20 protein-coding genes, 2 tRNA genes and 1 pseudogene are annotated in these 24824 nt (G+C 70.0%); 17 read left to right on the top strand and 6 right to left on the bottom strand.

Going from position 1 to position 24824, the window contains the following annotated elements; all coding sequences use genetic code 11:
• Nucleotides 1-10 precede the first annotated feature (10 nt).
• The 4 genes from B7R87_RS15490 to B7R87_RS15475 all read left to right on the top strand — a co-directional run bounded on the left by B7R87_RS15490 (nt 11) and on the right by B7R87_RS15475 (nt 2949).
• A complete protein-coding gene (locus tag B7R87_RS15490; RefSeq protein WP_006348144.1) occupies nt 11-205 on the top strand; it encodes a hypothetical protein in 195 nt (64 codons plus the stop codon).
• A gap of 97 nt (nt 206-302) precedes the next feature.
• Complete coding sequence (locus B7R87_RS15485) at nt 303-1562, top strand: replication initiator (protein WP_006348145.1); 1260 nt, start codon at nt 303-305, stop codon at nt 1560-1562.
• On the top strand, nt 1559-1771 hold the full coding sequence (locus B7R87_RS15480; RefSeq protein ID WP_006348146.1) for an excisionase family DNA-binding protein: 213 nt from the start codon (nt 1559-1561) through the stop codon (nt 1769-1771). The genes B7R87_RS15485 and B7R87_RS15480 overlap by 4 nt, the downstream gene beginning before the upstream one ends.
• Nucleotides 1771-2949: a tyrosine-type recombinase/integrase gene (locus B7R87_RS15475; RefSeq protein ID WP_006348147.1), complete on the top strand. Its 1179-nt coding sequence runs from the start codon at nt 1771-1773 to the stop codon at nt 2947-2949. The genes B7R87_RS15480 and B7R87_RS15475 overlap by 1 nt, the downstream gene beginning before the upstream one ends.
• 741 nt (nt 2950-3690) lie before the next feature.
• Here the strand turns inward: B7R87_RS15475 and B7R87_RS15470 are convergent.
• Nucleotides 3691-4905, bottom strand: a complete 1215-nt coding sequence (locus B7R87_RS15470) for a methyltransferase domain-containing protein (RefSeq protein ID WP_006348148.1) — start codon at nt 4903-4905, stop codon at nt 3691-3693.
• 542 nt (nt 4906-5447) lie between these two features.
• Between B7R87_RS15470 and B7R87_RS15465 the strand changes: the two genes are divergently transcribed.
• Nucleotides 5448-6212: a helix-turn-helix domain-containing protein gene (locus B7R87_RS15465; RefSeq protein WP_040915614.1), complete on the top strand. Its 765-nt coding sequence runs from the start codon at nt 5448-5450 to the stop codon at nt 6210-6212.
• On the top strand, nt 6209-6682 hold the full coding sequence (locus B7R87_RS15460) for an NUDIX hydrolase (protein WP_006348151.1): 474 nt from the start codon (nt 6209-6211) through the stop codon (nt 6680-6682). The genes B7R87_RS15465 and B7R87_RS15460 overlap by 4 nt, the downstream gene beginning before the upstream one ends.
• Here the strand turns inward: B7R87_RS15460 and B7R87_RS15455 are convergent.
• Together B7R87_RS15455 and B7R87_RS15450 are read right to left on the bottom strand one after the other, a co-directional pair.
• On the bottom strand, nt 6670-7239 hold the full coding sequence (locus tag B7R87_RS15455; RefSeq protein WP_006348152.1) for an HD domain-containing protein: 570 nt from the start codon (nt 7237-7239) through the stop codon (nt 6670-6672). The two genes, B7R87_RS15460 and B7R87_RS15455, sit on opposite strands and share 13 nt — an antisense overlap.
• Nucleotides 7240-7364: 125 nt before the next feature.
• Nucleotides 7365-8483: a hypothetical protein gene (locus B7R87_RS15450; protein ID WP_130584994.1), complete on the bottom strand. Its 1119-nt coding sequence runs from the start codon at nt 8481-8483 to the stop codon at nt 7365-7367.
• A 1005-nt stretch (nt 8484-9488) separates the two neighbouring features.
• Between B7R87_RS15450 and B7R87_RS15445 the strand changes: the two genes are divergently transcribed.
• Nucleotides 9489-9728, top strand: coding sequence for a hypothetical protein (locus B7R87_RS15445; RefSeq protein WP_006348153.1), 240 nt, complete (start codon nt 9489-9491; stop codon nt 9726-9728).
• A 91-nt stretch (nt 9729-9819) separates the two neighbouring features.
• On the opposite strand, the gene B7R87_RS15440 is transcribed toward B7R87_RS15445, so the two are convergent.
• Nucleotides 9820-10749, bottom strand: coding sequence for a bifunctional DNA primase/polymerase (locus B7R87_RS15440; protein ID WP_006348154.1), 930 nt, complete (start codon nt 10747-10749; stop codon nt 9820-9822).
• A gap of 313 nt (nt 10750-11062) precedes the next feature.
• On the opposite strand from B7R87_RS15440, the gene B7R87_RS15435 reads away from it, so the two are divergent.
• The 6 genes from B7R87_RS15435 to B7R87_RS15410 all read left to right on the top strand — a co-directional run bounded on the left by B7R87_RS15435 (nt 11063) and on the right by B7R87_RS15410 (nt 17585).
• Complete coding sequence (locus B7R87_RS15435; protein ID WP_006348155.1) at nt 11063-11371, top strand: hypothetical protein; 309 nt, start codon at nt 11063-11065, stop codon at nt 11369-11371.
• 335 nt (nt 11372-11706) lie between these two features.
• The gene (locus B7R87_RS15430; RefSeq protein WP_006348156.1) at nt 11707-12783 is read left to right on the top strand and encodes a bifunctional MaoC family dehydratase N-terminal/OB-fold nucleic acid binding domain-containing protein; all 1077 of its coding nucleotides are present in this window, start codon (nt 11707-11709) and stop codon (nt 12781-12783) included.
• A complete protein-coding gene (locus tag B7R87_RS15425) occupies nt 12780-13352 on the top strand; it encodes a MaoC/PaaZ C-terminal domain-containing protein (protein WP_006348157.1) in 573 nt (190 codons plus the stop codon). Before B7R87_RS15430 ends, B7R87_RS15425 begins: the two co-directional genes overlap by 4 nt.
• Nucleotides 13349-14518: a lipid-transfer protein gene (locus B7R87_RS15420; RefSeq protein ID WP_006348158.1), complete on the top strand. Its 1170-nt coding sequence runs from the start codon at nt 13349-13351 to the stop codon at nt 14516-14518. The genes B7R87_RS15425 and B7R87_RS15420 overlap by 4 nt, the downstream gene beginning before the upstream one ends.
• Before the next feature lie 443 nt (nt 14519-14961).
• A complete protein-coding gene (locus B7R87_RS15415; protein ID WP_040915617.1) occupies nt 14962-15549 on the top strand; it encodes a SigE family RNA polymerase sigma factor in 588 nt (195 codons plus the stop codon).
• 383 nt (nt 15550-15932) lie between these two features.
• Nucleotides 15933-17585: a long-chain fatty acid--CoA ligase gene (locus B7R87_RS15410; protein WP_006348160.1), complete on the top strand. Its 1653-nt coding sequence runs from the start codon at nt 15933-15935 to the stop codon at nt 17583-17585.
• A 120-nt stretch (nt 17586-17705) separates the two neighbouring features.
• On the opposite strand, the gene B7R87_RS15405 is transcribed toward B7R87_RS15410, so the two are convergent.
• Both B7R87_RS15405 and B7R87_RS15400 read right to left on the bottom strand, forming a co-directional pair.
• Nucleotides 17706-21719: a PAS domain-containing protein gene (locus B7R87_RS15405; RefSeq protein ID WP_130584995.1), complete on the bottom strand. Its 4014-nt coding sequence runs from the start codon at nt 21717-21719 to the stop codon at nt 17706-17708.
• A 166-nt stretch (nt 21720-21885) separates the two neighbouring features.
• Nucleotides 21886-22362 carry an SSI family serine proteinase inhibitor gene (locus tag B7R87_RS15400; protein WP_006348164.1) on the bottom strand — a complete coding sequence of 159 codons (477 nt, stop codon included), beginning with the start codon at nt 22360-22362 and terminating at the stop codon, nt 21886-21888.
• 279 nt (nt 22363-22641) lie between these two features.
• Between B7R87_RS15400 and B7R87_RS15395 the strand changes: the two genes are divergently transcribed.
• The 4 genes and pseudogenes from B7R87_RS15395 to B7R87_RS15380 form a co-directional block, all read left to right on the top strand.
• Nucleotides 22642-22732: transfer RNA gene (locus B7R87_RS15395), tRNA-Ser, on the top strand.
• A 227-nt stretch (nt 22733-22959) separates the two neighbouring features.
• Nucleotides 22960-23032, top strand: a tRNA-Arg gene (locus tag B7R87_RS15390).
• Between the two features lie 364 nt (nt 23033-23396).
• Entirely contained in the window at nt 23397-24272 is an 876-nt protein-coding gene (locus tag B7R87_RS15385; protein ID WP_006348165.1) for a DUF2797 domain-containing protein, read from the top strand.
• 146 nt (nt 24273-24418) lie between these two features.
• Nucleotides 24419-24736 (top strand): annotated as a pseudogene (locus tag B7R87_RS15380) (winged helix-turn-helix domain-containing protein); the annotation flags it as partial.
• Between the last annotated feature and the right edge of the window lie 88 nt (nt 24737-24824).

Raw genomic sequence — 24824 nt, 5'->3', positions numbered from 1 at the left:
GACCCGAACCATGAACGTCAGCCTGCCGCTGGTCGTCGTCCTCGGCTTCTTCGCCTGGGGCGCGGTCAAGTTCCTCGGAGTCCGGCTCTGGGTGGTCGTCGTGATCACCCTGTTCGGCTTCTGGCTCTCTCAGACCTTCCTCGCCCCCACGATCGAATCCGGTACGCGATCCGGCGTCGACATCATCAACGGCTCACATGACTAGACGAGTAGGTAAGGAGTACGTCATTTTCACCCGCACCACCCCGCCACCGCTCGCCGACCTCACCCGCCTCGCCTCCACTGGCACCCTGCCCGACGTCATGCGACAGCTCTCCGGCCTCGGTGGCTGCACGAACCCGGTACGGCTGGACGGGCACCGTACGGAACACGCCCTCGACACCGTGACGGGGGAGATCGGCCGGGTCCTCCACCATCTCGACTCCGCCCGACTTCCGGTGGGGAGTCTGTTGGTCCGCTGCAACAACCGCCGTGCGACCCGGTGTGCGGCGTGTGCGGAGGTGTACCGGCGCGACACCTTCCACCTGATCACCTCCGGCCTGACTGGCGGCAAAGGCACCCCGGAAACCGTGGCCCGACACCCCCGGGTGTTCGCCACCTTCACCGCGCCCGGCTTCGGACCGGTCCACAACCGCCCCTCAGGCCGCCCGGCCTGCCGCTGCGGCATCACCCACGCACCGGAAGACCCCGCCCTGGGGACACCACTGAAACCCGAGTCGTACGACTACGACGCCGCGGTGCTCTGGAACGCCCACGCCGGATTGCTGTGGCGCCGGTTCACCATCCACCTCCGGCGCGCCATCGCCCTAGCCGCCGGACTCACCCAACGGGACCTGGCCGCGCATGCCCGGGTGTCGTTCGCCAAGGTCGCGGAGTACCAGCGGCGCGGCGCCGTCCACTTCCATGCCGTCATCCGCCTCGACGGCCCCGACGGCAGCCACACCGCACCCCCGCCCTGGGCCACCCCCGGCCTGCTCACCGACGCCATCCGCACCGCCACCGCCAGAGCCCGGATCTCCGGCCCGACCCTGAACGGACGGACCCACTCCTTCACCTTCGGCCGGCAACTCGACATCCGCACCATCCACACGGCCGACCTCAACACCGGAACCCTGACCGATCGGGCGGTCGCCGCGTACATCGCCAAGTACGCGACCAAGGGCGCCGAAACCGCCACCGGCGCCCTGGACCGGCCGCTGAAGTTCGCCGCCGAACTCGCCCACCTCGACCTCACCGACCACGCCCGCCAACTCATCCGCACCGCCTGGACCCTCGGCGCCCGCACCGACCTCGCCCACCTCCGCCTCCGCGCCTGGGCCCACATGCTCGGCTTCCGCGGCCACTTCTCCACCAAATCCCGCACCTACTCCACCACCCTCGGCGCCCTCCGCCACGCCCGCACCCAATGGCGCCAAGCGCAGAACACCCCCGAACACCCCGAGCAGACCACGTACGTCCTCGCCCACTGGGCCTACGCCGGAACCGGCCTCACCACCACCGAAACGTGGCTCGCCGCATCCCTCGAACCCGCCACCGGGACGGAAGGAGAACCCACACGATGAAAGAGCGGCTCCTCAGCGTCGCCCAGGTCGCCGAACGCCTCGGCACGACCGAACGCTTTCCCCGCCGCCTGATCGCCGAACGGCGGATCACCTTCGTCAAGGTCGGCCGACACGTCCGCATCCCTGAATCCGCTGTGTCCGGCTTCATCGCCTCGAACACCGTGCAGCCGTTCACGGCCCGTCCGAACACCCTGAGGAGGGTTGCCTGATGCCGGGGAAGCGTAAGAAGCGCCGGGACTTCGGCCGGGTTCGTAAGCTCCCCTCCGGGCGTTTTCAGGTCCGTTATCCGGGTCCTGACGGCGTTCTCCGACCCGCCGACCACACGTTCGCCTCGGTCACGGATGCCAATCTGTGGCTCGCCCGGAAGCGCGTCGAGATCGAGGACGGGCGATGGCTCGACCCGGCCGAGGGACAGACGACCGTACGGGACTGGTCGGCGCGCTGGCTTGCCGCGGTCTCGCCTCAGCTCAAGCACAAGACCCGCGCGACCTACCGGTCGTTGATCAACTCGTTGATCGTCCCCGCGTTCGGGGACCGTGAGCTGTCGAGCCTGCGGCCGATCACGGTTGCCGAGTGGGTCGCCTCGATGAAGACGAAAGGGCTGAGCGCGTCGCGCATCCGGCAGGCGTACCGCGTCCTGTCCCAGGTCATGCGGGCGGCCGTCGACAACGGCCTGATCCCGCAGACACCGTGCCGGGGAGTGAGGCTGCCGAGGATGCCGCAGACCGAACCCCATATCCTCACCCCGCTCGAAGCCTCCCGACTGGTGCGGAGCACAGCCAAGCCGCATGACCTGCTGATCGCGCTGCTCGCGTACGCGGGCCTGCGGGTCGGGGAGGCGTTCGCCCTCCGGCGCGCGGACATCGCCCTGGTGGGCGGCTTCGTCTTGGTGGACGAGAACCTGGCCGAGGCCAACGGCACTTTGGTCTTCGACACCCCGAAGTCGCACCAGAAGCGCCTTCTGCGCATCGGACCGGCCCTCGCCAAGCGTCTCGGCCGTCACCTGGAGACGTTGCCCGGCGGGGAAGACGCGCTCCTGTTCACCACGCCCGGCGGCAAGCCGCTGCGCTACAACCAGTGGCGCAAGGCGTACTTCGACCCCGCCGTGAAGGCGGCCGGGCTGACCGATGTGACTCCGCACGACCTCCGGGCCTCGCACGGTACGTGGGTCGCCGACCGGTATGGAGTGATGACCGCCGCCCACCGGCTCGGGCACTCCAACGCCAGCGTCACCACTCGGCACTACGCCCGGCCGGTCGCCGGTCGGGACGATCAGGTGGCCGCGGCGGCTGACTCCTGGCTCGGCGGGCACGACCCCGCCCCGGGGGCACGTACCGGGCACGACGGCGATGACGACGGCTCGGCCGGGGTACTCCTACCGTCCTGACCTGCGGCGGACCGCTCGCACGCCTCGACAGCAGAGAGGTCTTGAAAACCGTCGTGGCGCGAGTCACCGTGGGTTCAAATCCCACACCCACCGCTTGCAGGTCAGAGAAGTAGCAGCAAAGAGGGCGGGCCCGGGATCCGGGCCCGCCCTCTTTGCTGGGCCTGTCTCCCCCGTTCCGAGTCCGTCCCACCTGTGACCAGTGTGTGCGGCTAACCTGCGGCCTGCTTTGAAGGAACAAAGTAGGCTGCGCCAAGCGGCTCAGGTACTGCTCTCCACGTACGTGGGGATGGCCCCGCTGCGACGACCTTTGAATTCCCCCTCACGTCAGTCGGCGTGAGGAAGAGATCGGGGCTAGCCCCGGCCCTTATTGGGAGCCAACAGTGTCGAAGCAGAAGGCTGAACTGTCCAGGGAACTGGGGCTTCGTGCCCTTGCCACGTTTGTGGGTCAGGCGCTGTGGCGCCTTGTGAGCTGGGCGGTGAGTAAGAACAGCCTGTAGCTGCACTGGCGGGGGCTCCTACGTGGAGCCCCCGTTCTCGTGACTGCCAACCCAACGATGGAGCGCACATCTCCAAGGTGCCTTCATGCTAGGCAAAGCCTTGGTAAGGCAGTCGTTCACTCTGCCTTCCTCGCCGCCCATAGCCTTCGCGTAGTACCGCTGGAGTACGGTGATGGTCTGCCCGGGTCGGTGGGTGGTCTCTGCGGGCGGTCTCAGTTGTCGGTGTTGCTCGCGCGTCAGCCCCCTACGCCGGGGACCGGCACGGTGTGGCCGGATCGTCGAGCCAGACGGTCTCTCCATCTGCGGTGGCTGTGAGTCCGAAGCGTTCGAAGCCGGGGCAGCCGTGGGCGTGCCACCAGTGCAGTGCCTCCTCGACCTCGGTCCACAGTCGTCGGGGTCCGGCTTGGCGGACGGTTGCGAGGCCGGTGGGGCCGCGGAACGTCACGGCGGCCCAGGAGTGGTCGGTGAGGCTGTAGAACCAGACGGGTTGTACGCCGTCGCGTTCGGTCCCGGCCGCGTGGACGCAGTCGGGGACCCGGACCCCGACTGCGAAGCGTGCGGCGTCGAAGCGCCCGGGGCCCAGCTCGGCGGCGGTGGTCGCGGTCAGGGACGCCGACGCTTTGTTGAAGGGATGCCGGGCGAGGTAGTTGTGGTGCTTGGGCGGTGCCAGCCGGTGGGCCCGGAGTTTGGTGAACTCCAGGGGTCCGAGGAAGCGGCCGGAGGCGTATCGGGCGTCGCGGTCCACGGTGAGCAGGACGTTCACGTCCATGGGCGTGTAGTGGGTGCCCCAGGGGGCGAGGATCAGCCCGCCGCCGCAGGACTGCCGGATCCAGGCGTACGGAATCTCGCGCACCCCGCAGGTGGCAATGATCCGGTCGTACGGAGCCCCGGCCGGATGGCCGACCAGGCCGTCGGTCCCGATGACCGGGACTGGAAGCCCCATCCGCCCGAGACGGGCCCGCGCCCGGGCGGCGACGGCGGCGTCCACCTCCACACTGACCACATTGCACCGGCCGAGCCGGTGGGCCAGCAGGCCGGCCGACCAGCCGGTGCCCGTACCGATCTCCAACACCCGCGAACCGGCTTCGACGTCCAGGTCGCGGAGCATGGAGAGGGTGATGCTGGGCATGGTCGACGAGCTGGTCGGCTCGGTCAGGGGGGTGTGGGTGTCGCTGTTCTCGTCCCACTGTGTGACGACGGGGACGTCGGTGTCGGCGTACGCCTGCCACCGGGCGGGGTCGTCGAGGCGCGAGACGTGGACGTGATCGCCGCGGACGGGGTCGTACGGCCAGATGTCGTCGGGCAGGAACGCCGACCGGGGCACTGCGGCGAAGGCGGGGACCCAGTCGGAGGCCAGGTCACCCCGCGCAAACAGGGACTGCCCCAGATCGGCCCACCGGCCGTGAACGACGGACGCCGCCCGTCCCCTCCGCCGAGGCACCCCGTAGTGCGCGCTCATCAGCCTCTCCTGTGTGATCGTGGAACATCGGGCTCCTGGCCGCGGTTGGAGCTACGCCGCACGGCATCGGGGGCACCGGCACGGCGGAAACCGCAGCGGCTCCAGCGGAAGATCCTCGGTGCGGCTGCTCCGTACGATCGTGACCGGCCCCCAGGTCCGTCCCGAGTCCCGGGAGACCCTGATCGTCATCCGCGGCCGGACATCGGCGTCGGGTACGGGGACATCGCCGGGGCGCTTCATTCGGACCACTTCGGCAGCGCACGGGAGTGCGGATCGGGCACCTGGCCGTCGCGCGGCTGGAAAGCCAGAGGGGCCAGGGGCGCGGGACGACGGTCCGGGGAGGGGAGTATGCGGACGGAGCGCAGCGGCACGATGGGGCTCCTCAAGGGGAAAGGGCCAGGCCCGGAGGTAAGTAGCTGCCGGGTTCGGTGATCCTGGCTCCTGACCCCAGGACGGTGGAACCTCCTTCAAACCCACCTTGGGGACGTTCCGCATCCGGTAGAACGTCCCTAGAGGCGTCCCGGAACCAAAGGGGAGAAGTCGTGCCGAACGAGAGACTGCGGGCCGCTTTGGCGGCGCGAGGCTGGACGTACACGATGCTCGCGAACGTCGTCGGCATCGACCCCAAGTCGGTGGAGCGTTGGGTCAACCTCGACCGGACGCCGCGCCGAACCGCCGCAACGGTGGCGGCGGATGCCCTGGGGGAGAGCATCCATGTGCTCTGGCCGGCACTCCGGCAGGCGCGGCCTGCCCCCGTCGTCAGTCCTGAGCTGGTCGCGTTCTACGAGCGGCGGTCCGACCTGCCCGTTTCCGCATTCGTGGATCTCATGATGCAGGCGAAGGAGCGGATAGACGTACTGGTCTACTCCGGGTTCTGGCTGACCGAGGACGCGGCCTTCCACCGGGTGGTCAAGGAGAAGTCCGCCGGTGGAGTACCCATCCGCTTCCTCATGGGCGACCCGGCCAGTGACGCGGTCGCGGTACGGGGTGCGGACGAGGGCATCGGCCCCGCCCTGGCAGGCAAGATTCAGAACGCCCTGATCAACTACGCGCCGTTCTTCGGCCTGCCCGGCGTGGAGTTCAGACTCCACGGGACGACGCTGTACAACTCGATCTACCGGGCCGATGACGAAATGCTCGCCAATGGCCATCTGTACGGCGTAGGCGCCTTCATGGCCCCGGTGCTGCACCTTCAGCGTGTGCCCGGAGGCGGGATGTTCGACTCGTACGCCGAGAGCATCGAGCGGGTGTGGGAGTCGGCCCGGCCGATCTCGTCGCCCACTGACCTGGGAGGACTTCAGGCATGAGCCGGATCGACTACTTCCGTGATCCCGAGGCCCCGGTGGCGAATTCCGTGGTCCCTTCGGTGACGGCCGTCGTCCAGGACGACGACGGGCGGCTTCTGATCATTCACCGGACCGACAACGACCTGTGGGCCCTGCCCGGAGGCGGTCACGACATCGGTGAACGCATCGGTGAGACGGCGGTGCGGGAGGTGGAGGAGGAGACGGGGATCCGGGTTGAGGTCGACGGCATCGTCGGTCTGTACACCGACCCTGACCATGTGCTCGCGTACGACGACGGCGAGGTCAGGCAGCAGTTCTCCATCTGCTTCCGCGCCCACCCGGTGGGAGGGACGTTGCGCACCAGCAGCGAGTCCAAGGAGGTCCGGTGGATCGACCCCGCGGAGTTGGACGGGCTCGACATCCACCCGTCGATGCTGCTGCGCATCCGGCACGGGCTGGACGCGTCGCGCCGGGAGCCCTACATCGGCTGATGGCCGTCCGCTGCCTCGGCCAGGCGGCGTTCGATCCGCGCGGCAGCGGCGTGGATCTCCGGCGCGGCCCGCTGTATGAACCGGCCGACGATAGTGTCCGGCCTGTACCGGCTGATGATCTCCTCCAGGCGGGCGGCTGGAGTCGTACGGCGGCCGTCCGGGGTGGTCGTCATGTCGCAGAAGATCAGGGCGTCCCGGAGGTCCAGCCGCTCTTGGGCGAACTCCGCTTCCAGGTCGGCACGGAGACCCCGCTCCTCGGCCTCCAGGACGGCGCACGAGTGATGGGCGACGAGGCTCACGACCCGTTCGTCGGCCTCCTCCTTGTGCCGGAGGAAACGGGCACCGTCGAGCGGATGGAAGCCCGTGGTCGCGATCGACGGCGCGTACCCGATGTCATGCAGCACCGCGGCGGACTCCAGCAGCGCGGCGTCCTCACCGAGAACCAGGGCAAGCGACCGGGCCCGCTCGGCCACCCCGAGAGAGTGCGCCCAGCGGCGCGGAAGCGGCTCGGAGAGCATGGATTCGGAGAGCGCGTACGCCCAGTGGGTCAGCTCCATGGGGAACAAGGCTACGACGGCAGGGGAGGCCGCGTGCGTCATCTCCGGATGAGGAGGTCAGTCTGGCGTCATGAGTGAAACAATTGCGGAAGCGAGGGTGGCCCTGAATCGTATGCAATGGGAAACTAGAATGGATTCTCGGTTTCCAGCGCCAGCAGTACTTTTGCCTCGTGATCCATTCCTGCATCGTGGAGAACTTGATAGAAGTCTCCCCGCTTGTTCTGGGGTACTGAATCCAGCAGATGTGTCAAAGTTCTATTTGGGTCGATTCCGGCAGTCGCTTCCTTTCGTAGATATTTAATGAAGCTCAGTAGCCGATTTGGTCCGCCTTGAGCAGCCGCACTCAGTATGAGTTCGCGATCCCCCAGGAAATCTTCAGGGAATGATCCGGCGGTTGTCAGTGCGATTCTCGGCCGAGAGTGCAGTCCGATGCCTACTGCAAGCTTGTCCGCGTCATTCTTCAGAGTGGCCGAGCGGAGCGCTCGGAGGACATTGGCCATGTCCATTCTGAAGACTCCTGGCCACTCGCCTTTGCCTGCTAGTGCGTCGATAAATTCGTTGGCGTACCAGTGGCTCGCGTCTTGGTCGTGACGGCGGAGGGCTACTAGAAATTTTGGTACTTCTGCCGGCGGCTTAGCGAGTAGGCAGGATTCAAAGTAAAGATTTGCGGCATCCTCTGCCTCTGATTCGGATACTGACGTGAGGATCTCGACTGTCTGTTGAGGTGGTTGGTGGACGGCCAGATTTACAAAACCTTGGGTGTCCATGTGTGCATAATCTAGTGCTGTGAGTACGGCCGGTAGCCACGTCTCAATGGGGTGATTTTCGCCCTCAGTTGCGATGCGTGCGATATCTTCCATCCCAGCGTTGATGAGGGGGGTGATCAAGGAGTGCAGTTCGGGAGGATTGAGAGCCTCTCTATTGTTGGAGGTATTCTCCGATTTGGGGGCCTGTCGAATTCTGGGTGTCGAAGATTGGGTTGCCTTTTCTCTCCATGCTTCCAAATTGGAATCTGCGGGTGAAAGTGGGGCGCCAATTGAGCGCGCATGGTCGGCGCACGCCTGAACTAGAGCTAGAACGTGGACCATTTTCAGTTGACTATTTCCCGAGAATTTATCTTGAATTGATGCGCGGCTCATGCGTCGCCCTTGGCGCTCGGTGAGCTTCTCCAGTTCCCGCAGTGAGGGGTTGCCGGCTCGAATGCGCAAGCGCGCCATTTGCATTGCCAGAGAGTCATCGCCCATCGCTCAACTCCGTTCCGTGCAAGGGCCTTACCGCCCGTCCAGGGCTGTCCACTAGTGGCCACGAGTGTCCAGCTGGTTCGTCTCAGACTAGGGCGCGGCGAGCCGACTGTCCGGGGTTCGGCAGAAACGTCCGAGGTGCTGGTGGACAGTTGCCGCACACGGCTTTCCTGGGGGACGAGTTCCTCGACGGGGTTGCCGTCAGAGGCTGAAAGGGGTAGGAGACCAGTGGATGTAACCTTCACGCTCTGGGTTCTAGGTGGGTCGGGCGTGGCGAGCGTGGCACTGTTTGCCGCCAAGGGCTTGCTCGATCAACTGCCTGGAGTCTTCGACTCGTGGCATGCTGCACGACGTGCGTGGCGTGGAGACCCCCCTCCACGTTCAAGCGAGCTTCAGGCTCGCCCAGGCGCAGGTGCATTGGATCGCCCAGACGTTGATCTAGGGCAGGCGCCTGACTCCCGCTTCTGAACACCCAGTGGACCAGGTGTGGACCGCTGGAGGGGCGAAGGGCCGTATCCGTGGGGAAACGGGCAGTTCAGGGGTAGTCGAAGTGGCTTCGGTAGAACCCTCTTGAAAACCGTCGTGGCGCGAGTCACCGTGGGTTCAAATCCCACACCCACCGCACGTTGACGGCACCGGTTGGTGCAGAGGGCGGGTTTCCCCGAGGGGAGCCCGCCCTCTTTCGTGCGCTCTGCCGTCGCGCCGTCGCGCCGTCCTGGCGTTGTGCCGTCCCGTCTGTGGACCTCTGTCCCACCTGCCCTTTCCTGGGCGGCGGGATTCGGACAGGACGTTGAGATTCGGTCATGATCACATCAACCTTTCCAGGTACTTTACTTGCCCTTGACCTGGTGGCAGGCTGACGTTCACCTCAGCCCCCCACAGGCGATTCCTTCTCAACTCCCCTTGTTCATAAAGGAGTTGGGCCTGGGCTGATTTCAGTGGAACAACACCCTCTGGATCGGAGTGCTCATGAAGCGTCGTGTCCGTTGTGCGGCTTTTGTTGCGACTGTGGCGGCCGGTGTCGCCCTCACCCTGTCGAGCGGTACGGCTCAGGCCCAGGAGCAGAAGGCGGCCCCCCTGGCGGGCGGGCTGATCAACATCAATGGGCCGCTGATCTACAACACCGGTGACATCGACCTGCTGGAGGACGTCTTCGAGCACATCAGCATCCCGATCTTCGGGCAGGCCGTGCACCAGATGTACGACTGGGCCAAGTTCGAGGGCGGGCTCTTCGGCAAGAAGAAGTAGTTTCCGGCGGCGCCGGGGTGCGTGTGGAAGGGGTGTCCTGTGCGGGGCACCCCTTTTCGCGCGGTCGGGCGGTTGCTTAGGCCTGGGGTGGTCAGTGGCGGTCCGAGGTCAGCCGGCGGGCCGAGGCGATCGTGGCGCGGGCCTCGCGCTCGGGGAGACCGGCCCGGACGGCGGCCCGGGTGAGGGCGTCGGCCAGCGTGTCCCCGATTCCGTTCTCGTAGGCACGGCAGGCGGCCCAGAACAGCCTGGTGTTGCGCTGGCCTTCGTGGGCGGCGAGAACGAAGTGCACCAAGCCCTGCCCCTGGTGGTTCTGGGAGGGGCGTGCGCGGGTGACGGCGGGGTGGTGGGGGCGCGTGGGTGGCGCGATCAGTAGCAGAAGGGCGCGCGGGCAGGGCGCGGGCGTGTTTCCTGCCGTACCGGAGGCCAGGCGGTACGTCCCCCGCGCGGTGACCGAACCCGGTCCGACGAGATAGCCCCCGTATCCCCGGACGTCGATTCCCGGCGCGAGCCGGCTCGCGGAGTTCGGGACGGTGACATCGGGCGGGCCGGTCAGCCAGAGGTGGCGGCCGCCGCTCGGGGTGATCACGGTGACCGTGTCCGGGATGGTGAAGAGGTGCCGCAGCGCCAGATCCTGGAGCGCCGAGAACGAGGCCGGTGGCGTCGGGAACGGGCCGTCGTCCGTGGTCGCAGGGGTGGAGACATCGAGATCGACCCCGATCAGCCGGTGCGGTGCCCGGCCGCAGGCGATGCCGTAGCCCGTCGCCCAGGGGGCGGCCGCGAACAGGGCCCGGACGGCCGCGGGGTCGGTGGTGGCGTCGTGAACCCCGTGTCCGGGGAGGCCGCAGGCGCCGCGGCAGCGGGCGGCTGCCTCCGGTCCGGCGGCTCCGCCGTGCTGCCGGTGGGGCGAGGGCAGGGCGGGGAGCTTGGTCGGGGACAGCGGGATCACGGGGAACCCGCGCTCCGCGGCGGACAGGGCATGGGCGAGAGCCAGGGTGAAAGTCTGTCGATCGGGCACGGCCATGGAGCCAGTTTCGTACTTGTGTTCGAAGATCGGTAGAGGGGGGACGGCGTGCGGGAGGTGCCGTAACGATTCCCCCCTTGGGGTGTCCGGGGTCCGGCTTCGGTGGCCGGTACCGGGTCCGGCCGGTCTCCCGTTCTGCGGGCGTGAAAGGGGTTTATCTGCTTGTCCTCACGCTTGAGTGGGAATCGCTCCGTCTTGGGTGGTTCGCAGGGGATTCGGTGGGCAACTCTGAGGGCGCGACGTCGTCATTACTCCGGAGCGGTCGGCCAATCGCCCGGAAGCAAGCCGTAAGCAGTTTTTCGGAGGAGAAGACATGGCAAGCATCCGTACGGCCCGCGTTCTCGCCGCTGTCGCCGCACTGCCCCTGACGGCCGCCCTGTTCACGGGCGTTGCCTCGGCCGACAACGGCGCGTTCGGGGACAACGGATCGAACGCGACGGTGGCGTCGATCGTCGGCAGTGGTGTCGGCGGCGACAACTTGGGCAATTCGACGACCAGTCAGCAGGTTGCCAGCGGGGCCGGTGCGTCGAACCAGAGCAATATCGCCAGCGTCAACGGCTCTGCTTTCACCGCGATCGACCAGGACAACGTGAACGTGAACTTCACCCACCTGTGGTGGTGACCACCGGCCCGACGGGGGGATGACCGGCTCGACCGGGGGATGACCAAGGGGTGATGGCCGCCTGTGCGGTGGTGCCGATACGGCGCCGTCGCGCAGGCGGCCCTCTCTGTGCGGCTTCCAGCTGTCTCAGGTGCCTGGTGCCTGGTGCCTGATGTCCGGCGGCTTGACAGTGGAGCCATTTCTGACGGACAGTCAGAAACGGGTTTCGTCCGGGCCCGATCCGTGTCCCGTGTTCCTCGGGAGGCCGCCGCCGTGCACCCCGTACCCACCACACATCTGTATGTACGGCGCGGTCCGGCTGCCCGGCGCCCTCCCCTCGGGGAGGCGTACCGCGCTTGGGGCAGCAGCGGCTGCCGGGGGCCGCGGTGAGCCGGCCCGCGGATCCGGCACGGGAGCTGTACGAGCGGCTGAAGGCGCACGAGGGGCGGGTGGCCGTTGCAGGCGGTGTCGGCAAGGACCCGGTCAACCCGGCCATGATCAGACACTGGTGCGAGGCCATGGGGGACACGAACCCCGCCTATCAGGGGCCCGATGCCATCGCACCCCCGACGATGCTCCAGGCGTGGACGCTGGGCGGGCTGTCCGGACGCCGGGAGTCGGCCGGTCGTTCGGCGGCATGGGAGCAACTGCTCGGGTTGCTGGACCGCGAGGGGTACACCTCGGTCGTCGCGACCGACTGCGAGCAGGAGTATCTGCGTCCGCTGCGTCCCGGCGACCGGATCACCTACGACACCCTCATCGAGTCCGTCTCGGAGCTGAAGCACACCAAGCTGGGCCCGGGGCATTTCATCACCACACGGACGGACGTCCGGGCGGGGGGCGGGGAGCTCGTCGGGACCCACCGGTTCCGCATCCTGAAGTACGCGCCCGGAGCGCGGCACTCCGGAGCTGAACGCCCCGGTGCTGCACGACCCGGTGATGTCCGCTCCGGCGCTGAACGGCCGGGTGATGAACCGCCCGGGGCGTCCGGCGGGTCACGGGCGCCGCGGCCACGGCCCGTGGTCAACCGGGACAACGCCGGGTTCTGGGCCGGGGTCGCCGAACGGCGGCTGCTCGTCCAGCGGTGCACCGACTGCGGACGGCTCCGCTTCCCCTGGCTCCCCGGGTGCAACGACTGCGGCTCGGACGCCTGGGACACCGTCGAGGCCGGCGGTACGGGCTCGGTCTACTCGTACGTGGTGATGCACCACCCTCCCTTCCCCGCCTTCGACCCGCCCTACGCGGTCGGGCTGATCGAACTGGCCGAGGGCGTCAGGATCGTCGCCGGAGTGACCGGGGTGCCGCCCGGCGACGTACGGATCGGAATGCCCGTCGAGCTGGAGTTCACTTCCTTCGAAGAGGACCTGACGCTCCCGGTGTTCCGCGCGGTGACGGCCACGGCGCCGGCCGCCGAGGAGAGGACGGCAGGATGACGGGCGGAGGCCGGAGCACCGGGGAGCTGCGGGCGGGGGAGGAGTTCCCACCGCTGGAGATCCCGATCACGCGCACCCTGATCGTCTCGGGGGCCCTCGCCTCCCGGGACTTCCAGGATGTGCACCACGATGCGGAGGCGGCCCGCCGGAAGGGGTCCCCCGATGTCTTCATGAACATCCTGACGACGAACGGGCTGGTCGGCCGGTATGTCACCGACTGTCTGGGGGAGCGGGCGGAGCTGCGCAGGGTCGCGGTACGGCTCGGCGTACCCAACTATCCCGGCGACACGATGGTGTTGCGGGGCAGGGTCGTGTCGGTCACCGAGGAACCATCGGGCCCGGACCCGAGTCCGGATCCGGATCCGGATCCGGATCCGGATCCGGGCCCGGGCCCGGACCAGCGCCCGGGCCGGGGCGGCCCGGATTCCCGGCCGGTTGCCGTGGAGGGCTGCCGGACGGCCGAGGTACGGATCGTCGGGACCAACGCCCTCGGCCACCACGTCACCGGCACGGTCACGGTCGCCCTGCCCCCGATCACGCCCCCGATACGGAGGAGGGGTGCCCGGTGACGGGCCCGGGAAGCTGGGGTTCGCTGGGAGGACGTGCGGCCGTCGCCGGCATCGGTGCGACGGAGTTCTCCAAGGATTCGGGCCGCAGTGAGCTGAAGCTCGCCGTCGAGGCGGTACGGGCCGCACTGGACGACGCCGGACTCTCCCCCACCGACGTCGACGGGCTCGTCACCTTCACCATGGACACCAGCCCCGAGATCACCGTGGCGCAGGCCGCCGGAATCGGGGAGCTGACCTTCTTCTCCCGTATCCATTACGGCGGCGGCGCCGCCTGCGCCACCGTCCAGCAGGCGGCCCTCGCGATCGCGGCGGGCATCGCCGAAGTCGTCGTCTGCTACCGGGCGTTCAACGAGCGTTCCGGTCGCCGCTTCGGCTCCGGGGTGCAGCGGCGCGAACCGTCGGCGGAGGGCACCGCCCTCGGCTGGAACCTCCCCGCCGGTCTGCTGACCCCCGCCTCCTGGGTGGCCATGGCCGCCCGCCGCTATCTGCACGTCTACGGGCTCGACGCGGATGCCTTCGGCCCGGTCGCCGTGACCGCCCGCCGCCACGCGGCCCGTAACCCCGCCGCGTACTTCCACGGCCGCCCGATCACCCTCGCCGACCATGCCGCGTCCCGCCGGATCGTCGAGCCGCTGCGGTTGCTCGACTGCTGCCAGGAGACCGACGGCGGGCAGGCGATCGTGGTCACCAGCACCGAGCGCGCCCGTGATCTTCGAAACCCCCCGGCCGTCGTCGTGGCGGCCGCGCAGGGGGCGGGGCGCGCCCAGGAGCAGATGACCAGTTTCTACCGGGACGGTCTGACCGGTCTGCCCGAGACGGCGGTGGTCGCCCGGCAGCTCTGGGGTGCTTCGGGGCTCGTGCCCGCCGATATCGACGTCGGGATCGTCTACGACCACTTCACGCCCTTCGTCCTGATGCAGTTGGAGGAGTTCGGCTTCTGCGCGCCCGGTGAGGCTTCCGGCTTCGTGGCGGCCGACGCGCTGCCGCTGAACACCCATGGGGGCCAGCTCGGTGAGGCCTACCTCCACGGGATGAACGGCATCGCGGAGGCGGTCCGCCAGCTCCGCGGCACCTCGGTCAACCAGGTGCCCGGCGCCGCCCGGATCCTGGTCACCGCGGGCACGGGCGTCCCCACCTCGGGGCTGATCCTGGGTGCGGACGGCTGAGCGGGCGGCGTCGGCGCCGGTTCCGGAGGAAGCCCCGGGAGAGCTGTCGGGGAGGGATGGCAGGAAGGCCCTCGGCAAGGACTCCAGGAAGGACTCCGGGAAGGTTTTCGGGAAGGTCTTCGGGGAGAACCTTGGGGAGAGCTCCGGGAAGAGCGGAACACTGCGCCTCAGGGGTGGGCGGGCCGCTTCTCCACCTGAAGGTGTACGGCTGTACACCCAGCTCCTCCACCCTCGGAAGCCCCGCTCCGGGCCGTAACAACGCCCTCGGTCCGGGTTTTTCCGGCGCAACGGACATCCCGGTCCCGATCATCCCGTCCCCGCCTCTGAGGGTCTTCTCCACCTTCAGGAGGTGGGGCCGGCACCACCACTACAACCTGAGGGGGACATGCCTTCGGGACCTCTGGCCGATCCGCCGGAGTAGGACCCGCTCCTAGCGTGGAGGTATGACCACGCCAGTCTGCACCAGCGCTTCGAAGGCCGCCCTGTCCGGACCTCCGTCGTACGGCACGACCGTCGCACGGTCCGCAACCCGTCCCCGCTACTCGTCGTTCTCTTCGTACGTACGGGCACGGGGGCCCGTGCTGCTGCGGACGGCCCGCTCGCTCACCGCGAACCCGAGCGACGCGGAGGACCTCCTCCAGACCGCGCTCACCAAGACCTATGTCGCATGGGAGCGCATCGAGGACCACCGCGCGCTCGACGGCTATGTCCGCCGGGCCCTGCTGAACACCCGTACCTCGCAGTGGCGCAAGCGCAAGGTGGACGAGTTCGCCTGTGACGAGCTGCCCGAGCGCGAGACCTCGCCCACGCCCGATCCGGCGGAGCAGCAGGTGCTGCACGACGCGATGTGGCGTGCCGTGATGAAGCTTCCGGACCGGCAGCGGGCGATGGTGGTGCTGCGCTATTACGAGGACCTCAGCGAGGCGCAGACGGCGGAGGTGCTGGGGGTGTCCGTAGGGACGGTGAAGAGTGCGGTGTCCCGGGCGCTCGGCAAGCTGCGCGAGGACCCGGAGCTTTCCCCGGCCCGCTGACGGTGGTCGTACCCGGACCGTACCCCGGACCGTATACGCGCCGTATACGCGCCGTATACGCGCCGCATTCGGGCCGTATGCGCGCCGTATTCAGGCTGTATTTCGAGTCGTACCCGGACCGTATTCGATACGTACGCGCGGAGCTGTAGGCGTCTCCACCCGAACGCCCCCGTACCCCGGCCACGGCTTCTCCCCGTCCGTACGGCCTCGTGCCCGCCCCGCGGCCCCGCCCTGTACGGCTCCCGCGGCCGCCCGCTCCGCCGCTGCCTTCCCGCGGACCGCGAATCCGCCGCCCTCAGGTAGTGACATACCGCTCGGTACGCGCGCAGAATCTCTACACCCTTACTGACGCGTAGCAACACAGCGCCCACCGGGAGGACGCCGTGCTGAGCACCATGCAGGACATACCGCTGACCGTGACCCGCATCCTGGAACACGGTATGAGGGTCCATGCGAAATCGCAGATCACCACCTGGACCGGCGCCCCCGAGCCCGATCGCCGCAGCTTCCGCGAAACCGGCGAGCGCGCGATCCGGCTGGCGAACGCGCTCCGCGACGAGCTGGGCGTCGACGGCGATCAGCGGGTCGCCACCCTGATGTGGAACAACGCCGAACACGTCGAGGCCTATCTGGCGATCCCCTCCATGGGCGCCGTCCTGCACACCCTCAACCTCCGCCTCCCTCCCGAGCAGCTGGTGTGGATCGCCAACCACGCCGCCGACCGCGTGGTCATCGTCAACGGTTCGCTGCTCCCGCTCCTCGTACCGCTGCTGCCCCACCTCCCCACCGTCGAGCACATCGTGGTCTCCGGGCCCGGCGACCGCTCCCTGCTGGCCGGCGCGGACACCGCGGCCCGGATCCACGAGTACGAGGAGCTGATCGCGGACCGCCCCACCACCTTCGACTGGCCCGAGCTGGACGAACGCAGCGCGGCCGCCATGTGCTACACCTCCGGCACCACCGGCGACCCCAAGGGCGTCGTCTTCTCCCACCGCTCCGTCTATCTGCACTCGATGCAGGTCTCGATGTCCGAGTCGATGGGGCTGACCGACCGGGACACCACCCTCGTCGTCGTACCGCAGTTCCACGTCAACGCCTGGGGCATCCCCCACGCCGCCTTTATGACCGGCCTCAACATGCTGATGCCGGAACGTTTCCTCCAGCCCGCACCCCTCGCTGAGATGATCGAACGCGAGAAGCCGACCCATGCCGCAGCCATCCCCACCATCTGGCAGGGGCTGCTGGCCGAGGTCCTCACCAACCCCCGCGATCTGAGCTCCCTCAAGCAGGTCACCATCGGCGGTTCGGCGTGCCCGCCCGCGCTGATGGAGGCGTACGACAAGCTGGGCGTGCGCCTCTGCCACGCCTGGGGCATGACGGAGACCTCCCCGCTCGGCACGATGGCGCACGCGCCGGCCGGCCGGAGCCCGGAGGAGGAGTGGTCGTACCGCCTGACGCAGGGCCGCTTCCCGGCCGGTGTCGAACCGCGGATCGTCGGCCCCGGCGGAGACGTACTGCCGTGGGACGACGAATCGGTCGGTGAACTCCAGGTGCGCGGCCCGTGGATCGCCGCCGCGTACTTCGGCGGTGCCGGGGAGGAGCCCCTGCGGCCGGAGGACAAGTTCAGCGAGGACGGCTGGCTCAAGACCGGCGATGTCGGCGTGATCAGCCCCGACGGTTTCCTCACCCTCACCGACCGGGTCAAGGACGTCATCAAGTCCGGCGGCGAGTGGATCTCCAGCATCGCGCTGGAGAACGCCCTGATGGCGCACCCGGAGGTCGTAGAGGCGGCCGTGGTGGCGGTGCCCGACCCGAAGTGGGACGAGCGCCCGCTGGCGACGGTCGTGCTCAAGGAGGGGGCGACCACCGATCTCGCCGGGCTGAAGGCCTTCCTCGGGGAGACCGTCGCGAAGTGGCAGCTCCCCGAGCGCTGGTCGCTGGTGCGGGAGGTGCCGAAGACGAACATCGGGAAGTTCGACAAGCGGGCGATCCGCAGGCAGTACGCGGACGGTGAGCTGGACGTCGTCGAGGTCTGAGCGCCGGTACGGAGACCGCCGAGGAAGCCGTACGACGGCGAAGGGCCCGCCCCCGTGTCCCCAGGACAGGTGGGCGGGCCCTTCACGGTCGTACAGCGGTGGCTCCCGGCTCGGCAGCCGTCAGTTGGTGCCGATCTTGGCGAGCAGGTCCACGATCCGCGACTGGACCTCCGTGCTCGTCGACCGTTCGGCCAGGAACAGCACGGTCTCCCCCGACGACAGCCTCGGCAGCTCCGCCCGGTTCAGCCCGGCGGAGGTGTAGACGACGAGCGGGGTGCGGTTGAGCCGCCCGTTGGCGCGCAGCCAGTCGATGATCCCGGCGCGCCTGCGCCGTACCTGCATCAGGTCCATCACGACGAGGTTCGGCCGCATCTGCGACGCGAGCGTGACCGCTTCGGCGTCGGCCGCGGCCCGCGCGACCTGCATGCCCCGCCGTTCCAGCGCTTCCGTCAGCGCCAGCGCGATCTCCTCGTGCTCTTCGATCAGCAGGACCCGGGAGGGGTGCTGTTCGCTGTCGCGCGGGGCGAGCGCCTTGAGCAGGACGGCGGGGTCGGCGCCGTAGGCGGCTTCCCGAGTGGCCTGCCCCAGACCGGCCGTGACCAGCACCGGAACCTCCGCCGCCACGGCGGCCTGGCGCAGTGACTGGAGCGCGGTCCGGGTGATCGGGCCGGTCAGCGGGTCGACGAACAGGGCAGCGGGGAAGGCCGCGATCTGGGCGTCGACCTCCTCGCGCGAATGCACGACGACCGGACGGTAGCCGCGTTCGCTCAGCGCCTGCTGGGTGGAGACGTCGGGCGCGGGCCAGACCAGCAGCCGGCGGGGGTTGTCGAGCGGCTCGGGCGGCAGTTCGTCGTCGACGGGCTGCGGCAGCGGACGGTTGGCGACCTCGACCGCGCCGCCGGGGCCGTCCAGCGGCTCGGGCCCCTCCGCGGCACCCTCGTCGGGCGCGCTGATGGCGTACGCCCGGCCCGGTGCGTCGCCGTCGCGGTCCAGCGCCGACTGCGGCGCGTGGGCTGCCGGTGCCGGCGCCGGGAGGGGGGTCCCGGCCGCGGGGGTCGGCGTCGGCGCGGCGGACTCGGGCCGGTCGGCGGTCGGTGGCGTGCCCAGCTTGCGGCGCCGTCCCGAACCGGACGACTGCTGCGGCGGTACGGGTGCGGGCGCGGCCGCCGCCGTACGGCCCGGCCCGCCCTGGCCGAGGGCGCGCACGCTGAACGCCCGGCCCTGGGAAGCGTCGGGCGGCAGCGGAACGGAACCGGACGGGGTCTCCGCGGGCAGCGGCTGTGCGGCCGGACGGACCGCGGGCCCTCCCGCCGGAGGGGCGGCCGGTACGGGCTCCGCGGGCGGCAGCGGCAATGACAACGAGCCGGTGCTCTGCGAATGAGCCTGTGTCGGTGACTGCGGGTCGTCGGAGGGCCCGGGGGCCTCGGCGCCCGCAGCAGCCACGGCCTCCGGCGCCTCGGGAGCTTCGTGGTTCCCGTGATTCCTGTGATTCCCGGGTAGCGCATCGGCACCGGGGAGCCCGGCCCCGGCCGTGTCGTCGGCCGCACCGTGCTCCGGACGCCCCCTGCGCCGCCCCGTCGGCGCCGGAACCGGCCCCGTACCCTGCCCGGGAACCGGAACCGCACCCGGAGCCGTCCCCGGCATCTGCGTCGGTACCGATACCGGGCCCGTACCCGTGCCCGGGAGAGGATGCGGCTGCGGAGGCGTGTGCTGGTCGCCCCCCGGCCCGAACCGGGCCGTCTCGTGCCGAATCCCGTGTCCACTCGTGTCACCGGGCCCCGGCACACGGTCCGCATCGGCGGGCGGCAGCGCGAAGGGGGTACGTACCTGCGGATCCGCTGCTCCGGCGCCCGCGGCTCCCGCTACCGGCGCGGGCGCCAGCGCACGCCGGGCGCGCCGCCCTCCGGCCGCGCCCCCCTGCCCTGCACCCTGCCCTGCACCCGGCCCCGGGCCCTGCGCCATGCCCTGTGCCGGAACGGGAGCCGACATCCCCGGCCCCGCCGCCGGAACCAGCCCGGGCCCCACCGGCAGCTCGGGCACACCGCTGTGCCGCGCCCGGCGCTCCGCCTCCGCCTGCTCCGCGCCCGGTCCCGTACCCATGCCCATGCCCTGCGGCGGTACGGCCACCGCGGCCATCCCGGCCATCCCGGCATCCTCGGCCGCAGCCCCGACCGCACCCTCCGCCGGACTCGGCCGCCCGCGCCGCCGCCCGGTACCGCCCGAGTCCTGCGCCGGAATCAGCTCACCGCCCTCACCCGCGCCTTCGGCTGCCAGGGGACTCTCCAGGAACGCGTCCGTGGAACTCCGGCGGGCCCGCCGCCGACCGCCGCCCAGGGTCTCGCCCGACGCCTGCTCCGGCAGCGCAAGCGCCTGCCCGGGCCCGCCGGCCGTCCCGCCGCCTTCATGACTGCCGCCGAGACTGCCGCCGTCCGGGGCGACCGGGGCGACCGGCACCGGGGCGGCAACCGCGCCCGAACCCGCGCCGATCGGCACCTCCAGGACGTACGCGCTCCCGCCCGCGCCGGGCACCTCGTGCGTCTGCACCACCCCGCCGTGCGCCGTCACGATCCCGCGCACGATCGGCCGGTGCACCCCGTCGCCCCCGGTGAAGGGGCCCCGGACCTCGATCCGTACGACCTCGCCGCGCTGAGCCGCCGCGACCACGATCGTGGAGTCCGCATAGGTCGCGGGGCCGTTGCCGATCGCGAGCTGCCGGGACTTCCCGGTCGCGTCGACCCCGGCGACATCGGCGATCAGATGCGCCAGCGCCGTCGCCAGCCGCACCCCGTCGACCTCGGCCTCGATGGGCGGGGCGTGCACCGCGAACTGCGCCCGGCCCGGCCCGATCAGCTCGACCGCGCCCTCGACCCCGGCCGCGACGACCGAGTCGAGCAGTGTGTTCGCCTTGTGGAGCCGCTCCTCGCCGGTGTCCAGCCGCTGGAAGGCGAGGACGTTGTCGATGAGCGTGGTCATCCGGGCGTATCCGGCGGCGAGATGGTGGAGGATCTGGTTCGCCTCCGGCCAGAGCTGTCCGGCGGGATCGGCGGCCAGCGTGCCCAGTTCGGTACGGAGCTCCTCCAGCGGCCCGCGCAGCGCCTCGCCGAGGACCGCCGTCAGCTGACCGTGCCGCTCCGCCAGCTCGCGGTGGCGCTCGTCACGGGTCTCCACATCGGCGGCGTACCGCTCGGTCTTGTCGGCGAGTTCGGCGGCGTACTCCTCCTTGGTCCGCTCGTGCTCGGAGGTCAGCCGCCCGGTCGTCTCCTTCAGCTCCGTCGAGTGCCGTTCGGTCAGCTCGGTGAGCGCGGCCTCGTGCTCCGCGGCGAGCTTCTCGGCCGGCCTGCGGTCGATGAAGGTCATCACCGCGCCGACCAGCTGGTCCCCGTCCCGTACCGGCGCGGTGGTCAGATCCACCGGCACCCGCGAGCCGTCCTTCGCCCAGAGCACCTGCCCCCGGACCCGGTGCTTCCGGCCCGACCTGAGCGTGTCCGCGAGCGGCGATTCGAAGTACGGGAACGGCTTGCCGTCCTCGCGGGAGTGCAGCACCAGCGGGTGCAGCTCACGGCCGCCGAGGTCACTGGCGCGGTAGCCGAGGATCTGCGCCGCCGCCGGATTGACCAGGACGACCCGGCCCTCCGTATCCGTACCGACGACGCCCTCGGACGCCGCCCGCAGGATCATCTCTGTCTGCCGCTGCGAACGCGCCAGCTCCGCCTCGGTGTCCACGGTCCCCGACAGATCCCGCACCACCAGCATCAGCAGCTCGTCGCCCGTGTAGAGGGAGTGCTGCGCGTCGTACGCCTCGCGCCCGTCCTCAAGGCTCGCGCTCGTCACCTCCACGGGGAACTCGCTGCCGTCCGTACGCCGTGCGGTCATCCGCGTCGGCTTGGTACGGCCACGGGCGTCCGCGGCCTCCGGACGCCGCATCGAACCCGGGATCAGCCGCGAGTCGAAGGCGGGCAGCAGGTCGAGCAGCCCGCGGCCGACGAGCGCGGTGCCGGGGGTCTCGAAGAGTTCGAGGGCGATGGTGTTGGCGTTGACGACGGTGCCGTTGCAGTTGACGAGCACCAGACCGTCGGGAAGTGCGTCGAGTATGGCTGCGAGGCGAGCAGCGCCTCGGGATGGCCTGCTGCTCACGACGACGGTTCCTCCTGAACTACGGACATCAGCCTGTCACTGGAGGGAGTCTAGGGCAGGGGGTCCGGCGGAGCGGGGGATGAGGGGCACCTCTCACCCCCGGGGTGTGGGGGACCGGTGTGTCCCCCGTGACCTTTTCGGGTACGCCCCCGGCCTCGGACGCCGGCTACGCCCCGGGGCTCGGCAGGACGGGCGTGAGGGTGTTCCAGCGGTGGATCTCACAGCCGTTCTGCCGGGAGAAGGCGGCGTCGACCGGGCGGCCCTGCCAGACGCCGGTGACATGGGCGGTGGCCGGGCCGCCGGCCTGCTGGGTGCAGAAGGTGTCCCGGCCGACCGGGGCGAAGGGGTCCTCCCCGGCCCGCGCCAGCTCGTCGAGCCGGGCACACGCCTCCTCGGCGGCCGGATGGTTCCCGCTCGCGGCCGTCTCGGCTCCGGCGGGCCCGCAGTCCAGCTCGTACCGCCCGTCGATCAGGGAGTTGCCCGTCTCCGACACCACGACCGTCAGCCGGTTCTCGGACTGCCCGAACAGCGGCGGCAGCGGTACCGGCAGCAGGGAGACGGGCGACGATGCGGCCGCGGACCCCGCGAAGGCGGAGAGTACGGCGGCGGAGGCGGTGGCGGTGAGGGCGATGCGGCGCAGCATGGGCGCTCCTGTTCTGTTCGTACGGTGTACGGAACCGGCCCCGGAGCCGCCGCGCACGGCGGCCCGCCCCGAAGCCCCACCGCGTCTAACGCGCCCACCCCTTCGGCGTTGCGCCCGCTCCCCTCCCGGCCCCTCCCGGACCGCCGCCGCCGGCCGCGTCGGGACCCCGGATGTGCTTTGCCCTCGGCCCCACGTGCCTAGTACCGTGGACGGCGATTGGTGACACGCCGCGTGACTGTGTCATCATCTGCACACCACTCGCGCCCGCGCGGTGGTGCTGGAGGCGTCGCCTAGTCCGGTCTATGGCGCCGCACTGCTAATGCGGTTTGGGTTTTACCGCCCATCGAGGGTTCAAATCCCTCCGCCTCCGCCGTCAAGATCACCAGAGCCCCGGGCCCCGCCCGGGGCTCTGGTGTTTCCCGGGTCGTCCCGGCCTCCCCGTCCCTCGTCCGAGGGAACTGCCGAGGTCCCTCCTGGAGGCATCTGTGCAGGTCAGAAGGGGTGCGGCTAATGGATTTCGCGTGGCGGCGCAGGTCATGTAATGTTGTCCCCGCAACGCCGACCGGGCAGAAAAGCCCGAAACGCAGAGCAAAGCAAGCACTCGTAGCTTAACGGATAGAGCATCTGACTACGGATCAGAAGGTTGCAGGTTCGAATCCTGCCGAGTGCACAGCAAACCAGAGGCCCCGGAGAAATCCGGGGCCTTCGGTGTTTTCCGGCCGCAGTGCGGTGGAGAGCAGCTGGAGTGCGGGCGGAACGCCCGGGGGCGGTCGGCGGTGGGGGGCGGCCGGAACCCGGCCCCGGTGGGTGGTTGGGGTGGTGAAGGGTTTCGGACAGGGCGGGGGTCCGGGTGTTCGGGGCTGACGTGGGCGGGTAAGGGGTGGGTGGGCGTTCCGGGGCGGCCGGAATGTGGTGGGCGGAGCCGGGGAAGTCGGTTGCCTCAGGTACCCTCTGCGCTTTCGTCCCTGTGTTCACGCGGGGCCTTTTGGTCTTTTTGGTCGTTCTGGTCGTGGCAGTGTGCGCCGGAGGTGCGTATGACGTGGCGGTGCACCGGGGTTGCCTGGCCGGCCGAGGCGCGGATAGCGGTGCTGCGGTGGGAGGGCGGGCGGATCAGCCCGTTGACGCCGGGGAAGCGGCTCGGGTTCCGGGCCGACGGGGAGCGGGTGTGTGTCGGGGCGCGCGGGAATCCGTGTCCGCTGCGGGCCGGGGTGCCCGGGCGGGCGGCGCGGGCCCTGTGCCGGGAGTGCGCCGCGCTGGACCGGGTGGGGTCGGTGGCCGCCGACGGCGTGCCCGATGATCCGCGGACGTACCGCGTGTATCTGGCCTGGTTCGGGCCCGGCATGGTGAAGGTGGGGATCACCGCCGAGGAGCGCGGTCCGGCCCGGCTGCTGGAGCAGGGGGCCGTGGTGTTCAGCTGGCTGGGGCGCGGGCCGCTGATGGCCGCGCGGCGCACCGAGGAGGTGCTGCGGAGCGCGCTCGGGGTCCCGGACCGTATCGCCTACGCCGAGAAGCGTGCCGTACGTCCCCTGCTGGCCGCCGATCCCGCCGAGCGCGCCGCCGAGGTCGAGGAGCTGCACCGCCGGGCCCTCGCGGTCGGCGGCTGGACGGAGACGCTCCACCCGCTGCCGTACGAACCCTTCGACCATGCCGCGGCCTTCGGGCTCGACCGGCTCGCTCCCGCCGCGCCCGTCGTCCGGCAGCTCGTCGACGGCGGTGCCGTCGCCGGGACCCTGGTCGCCGTCGCCGGGCCCGATCTCCATCTGGACACCGGCGAGGGGCGGCAGGTCGTCCTCGACACCCGGCTGCTGGCCGGCTGGTCCCTCGTCGGCGCCGATCCGGCGAGCGGGGTCTCCGTCCCCCTCGCCGACGCCGCCGCCCGCAGCGGCGGCACCCAGGACGGGCTCTTCTAGTCCCTGTCCGTTTCTCAGGGAATTCCCATGCTGAGGCAAGGGCCTTCTGAGCGGCGCCGCCTAGCGTCGCGTCCATGACGCCGACAACGCACCAGACCCTTGTCCGTCCCGCGCGGAGCGGCCCCTCGGGGGATTCCGGGCGGCTGCTCGTGGTCGGGGACCTCGTTCTCGACGAGGACAGCCGGGAGGTGTGGCGGTCCGGCGATCCGATCCGGCTGACGGCGACCGAGTTCGCGCTGCTGCGGTATCTGATGCGCAATCCGCGGCGGGTGCTCAGCAAGGCGCAGATCCTCGACCGCGTCTGGTCGTACGACTTCGGCGGGCAGGCCAACATCGTCGAGCTGTACGTCTCCTACCTCCGGAAGAAGATCGACGCCGGGCGGTCACCGATGATCCACACCCGGCGGGGGTCGGGGTATCTGATCCGGCCGGCCGAGAACGCTGAGAACGGTGGCGGGAGGTAGGGCCCGGAGGTCCTTCGGGGAAAACAATTATACGGCGTAGAAGAATCCTTGTACGGTGTAGGTCGAACGCTCCCCTACACCGTACAAG

It is taken from the genome of Streptomyces tsukubensis, assembly GCF_003932715.1.
GTDB classification, from domain to species: Bacteria; Actinomycetota; Actinomycetes; order Streptomycetales; family Streptomycetaceae; genus Streptomyces; species Streptomyces tsukubensis.
This window is presented reverse-complemented; position numbering and strand designations above follow the sequence as displayed.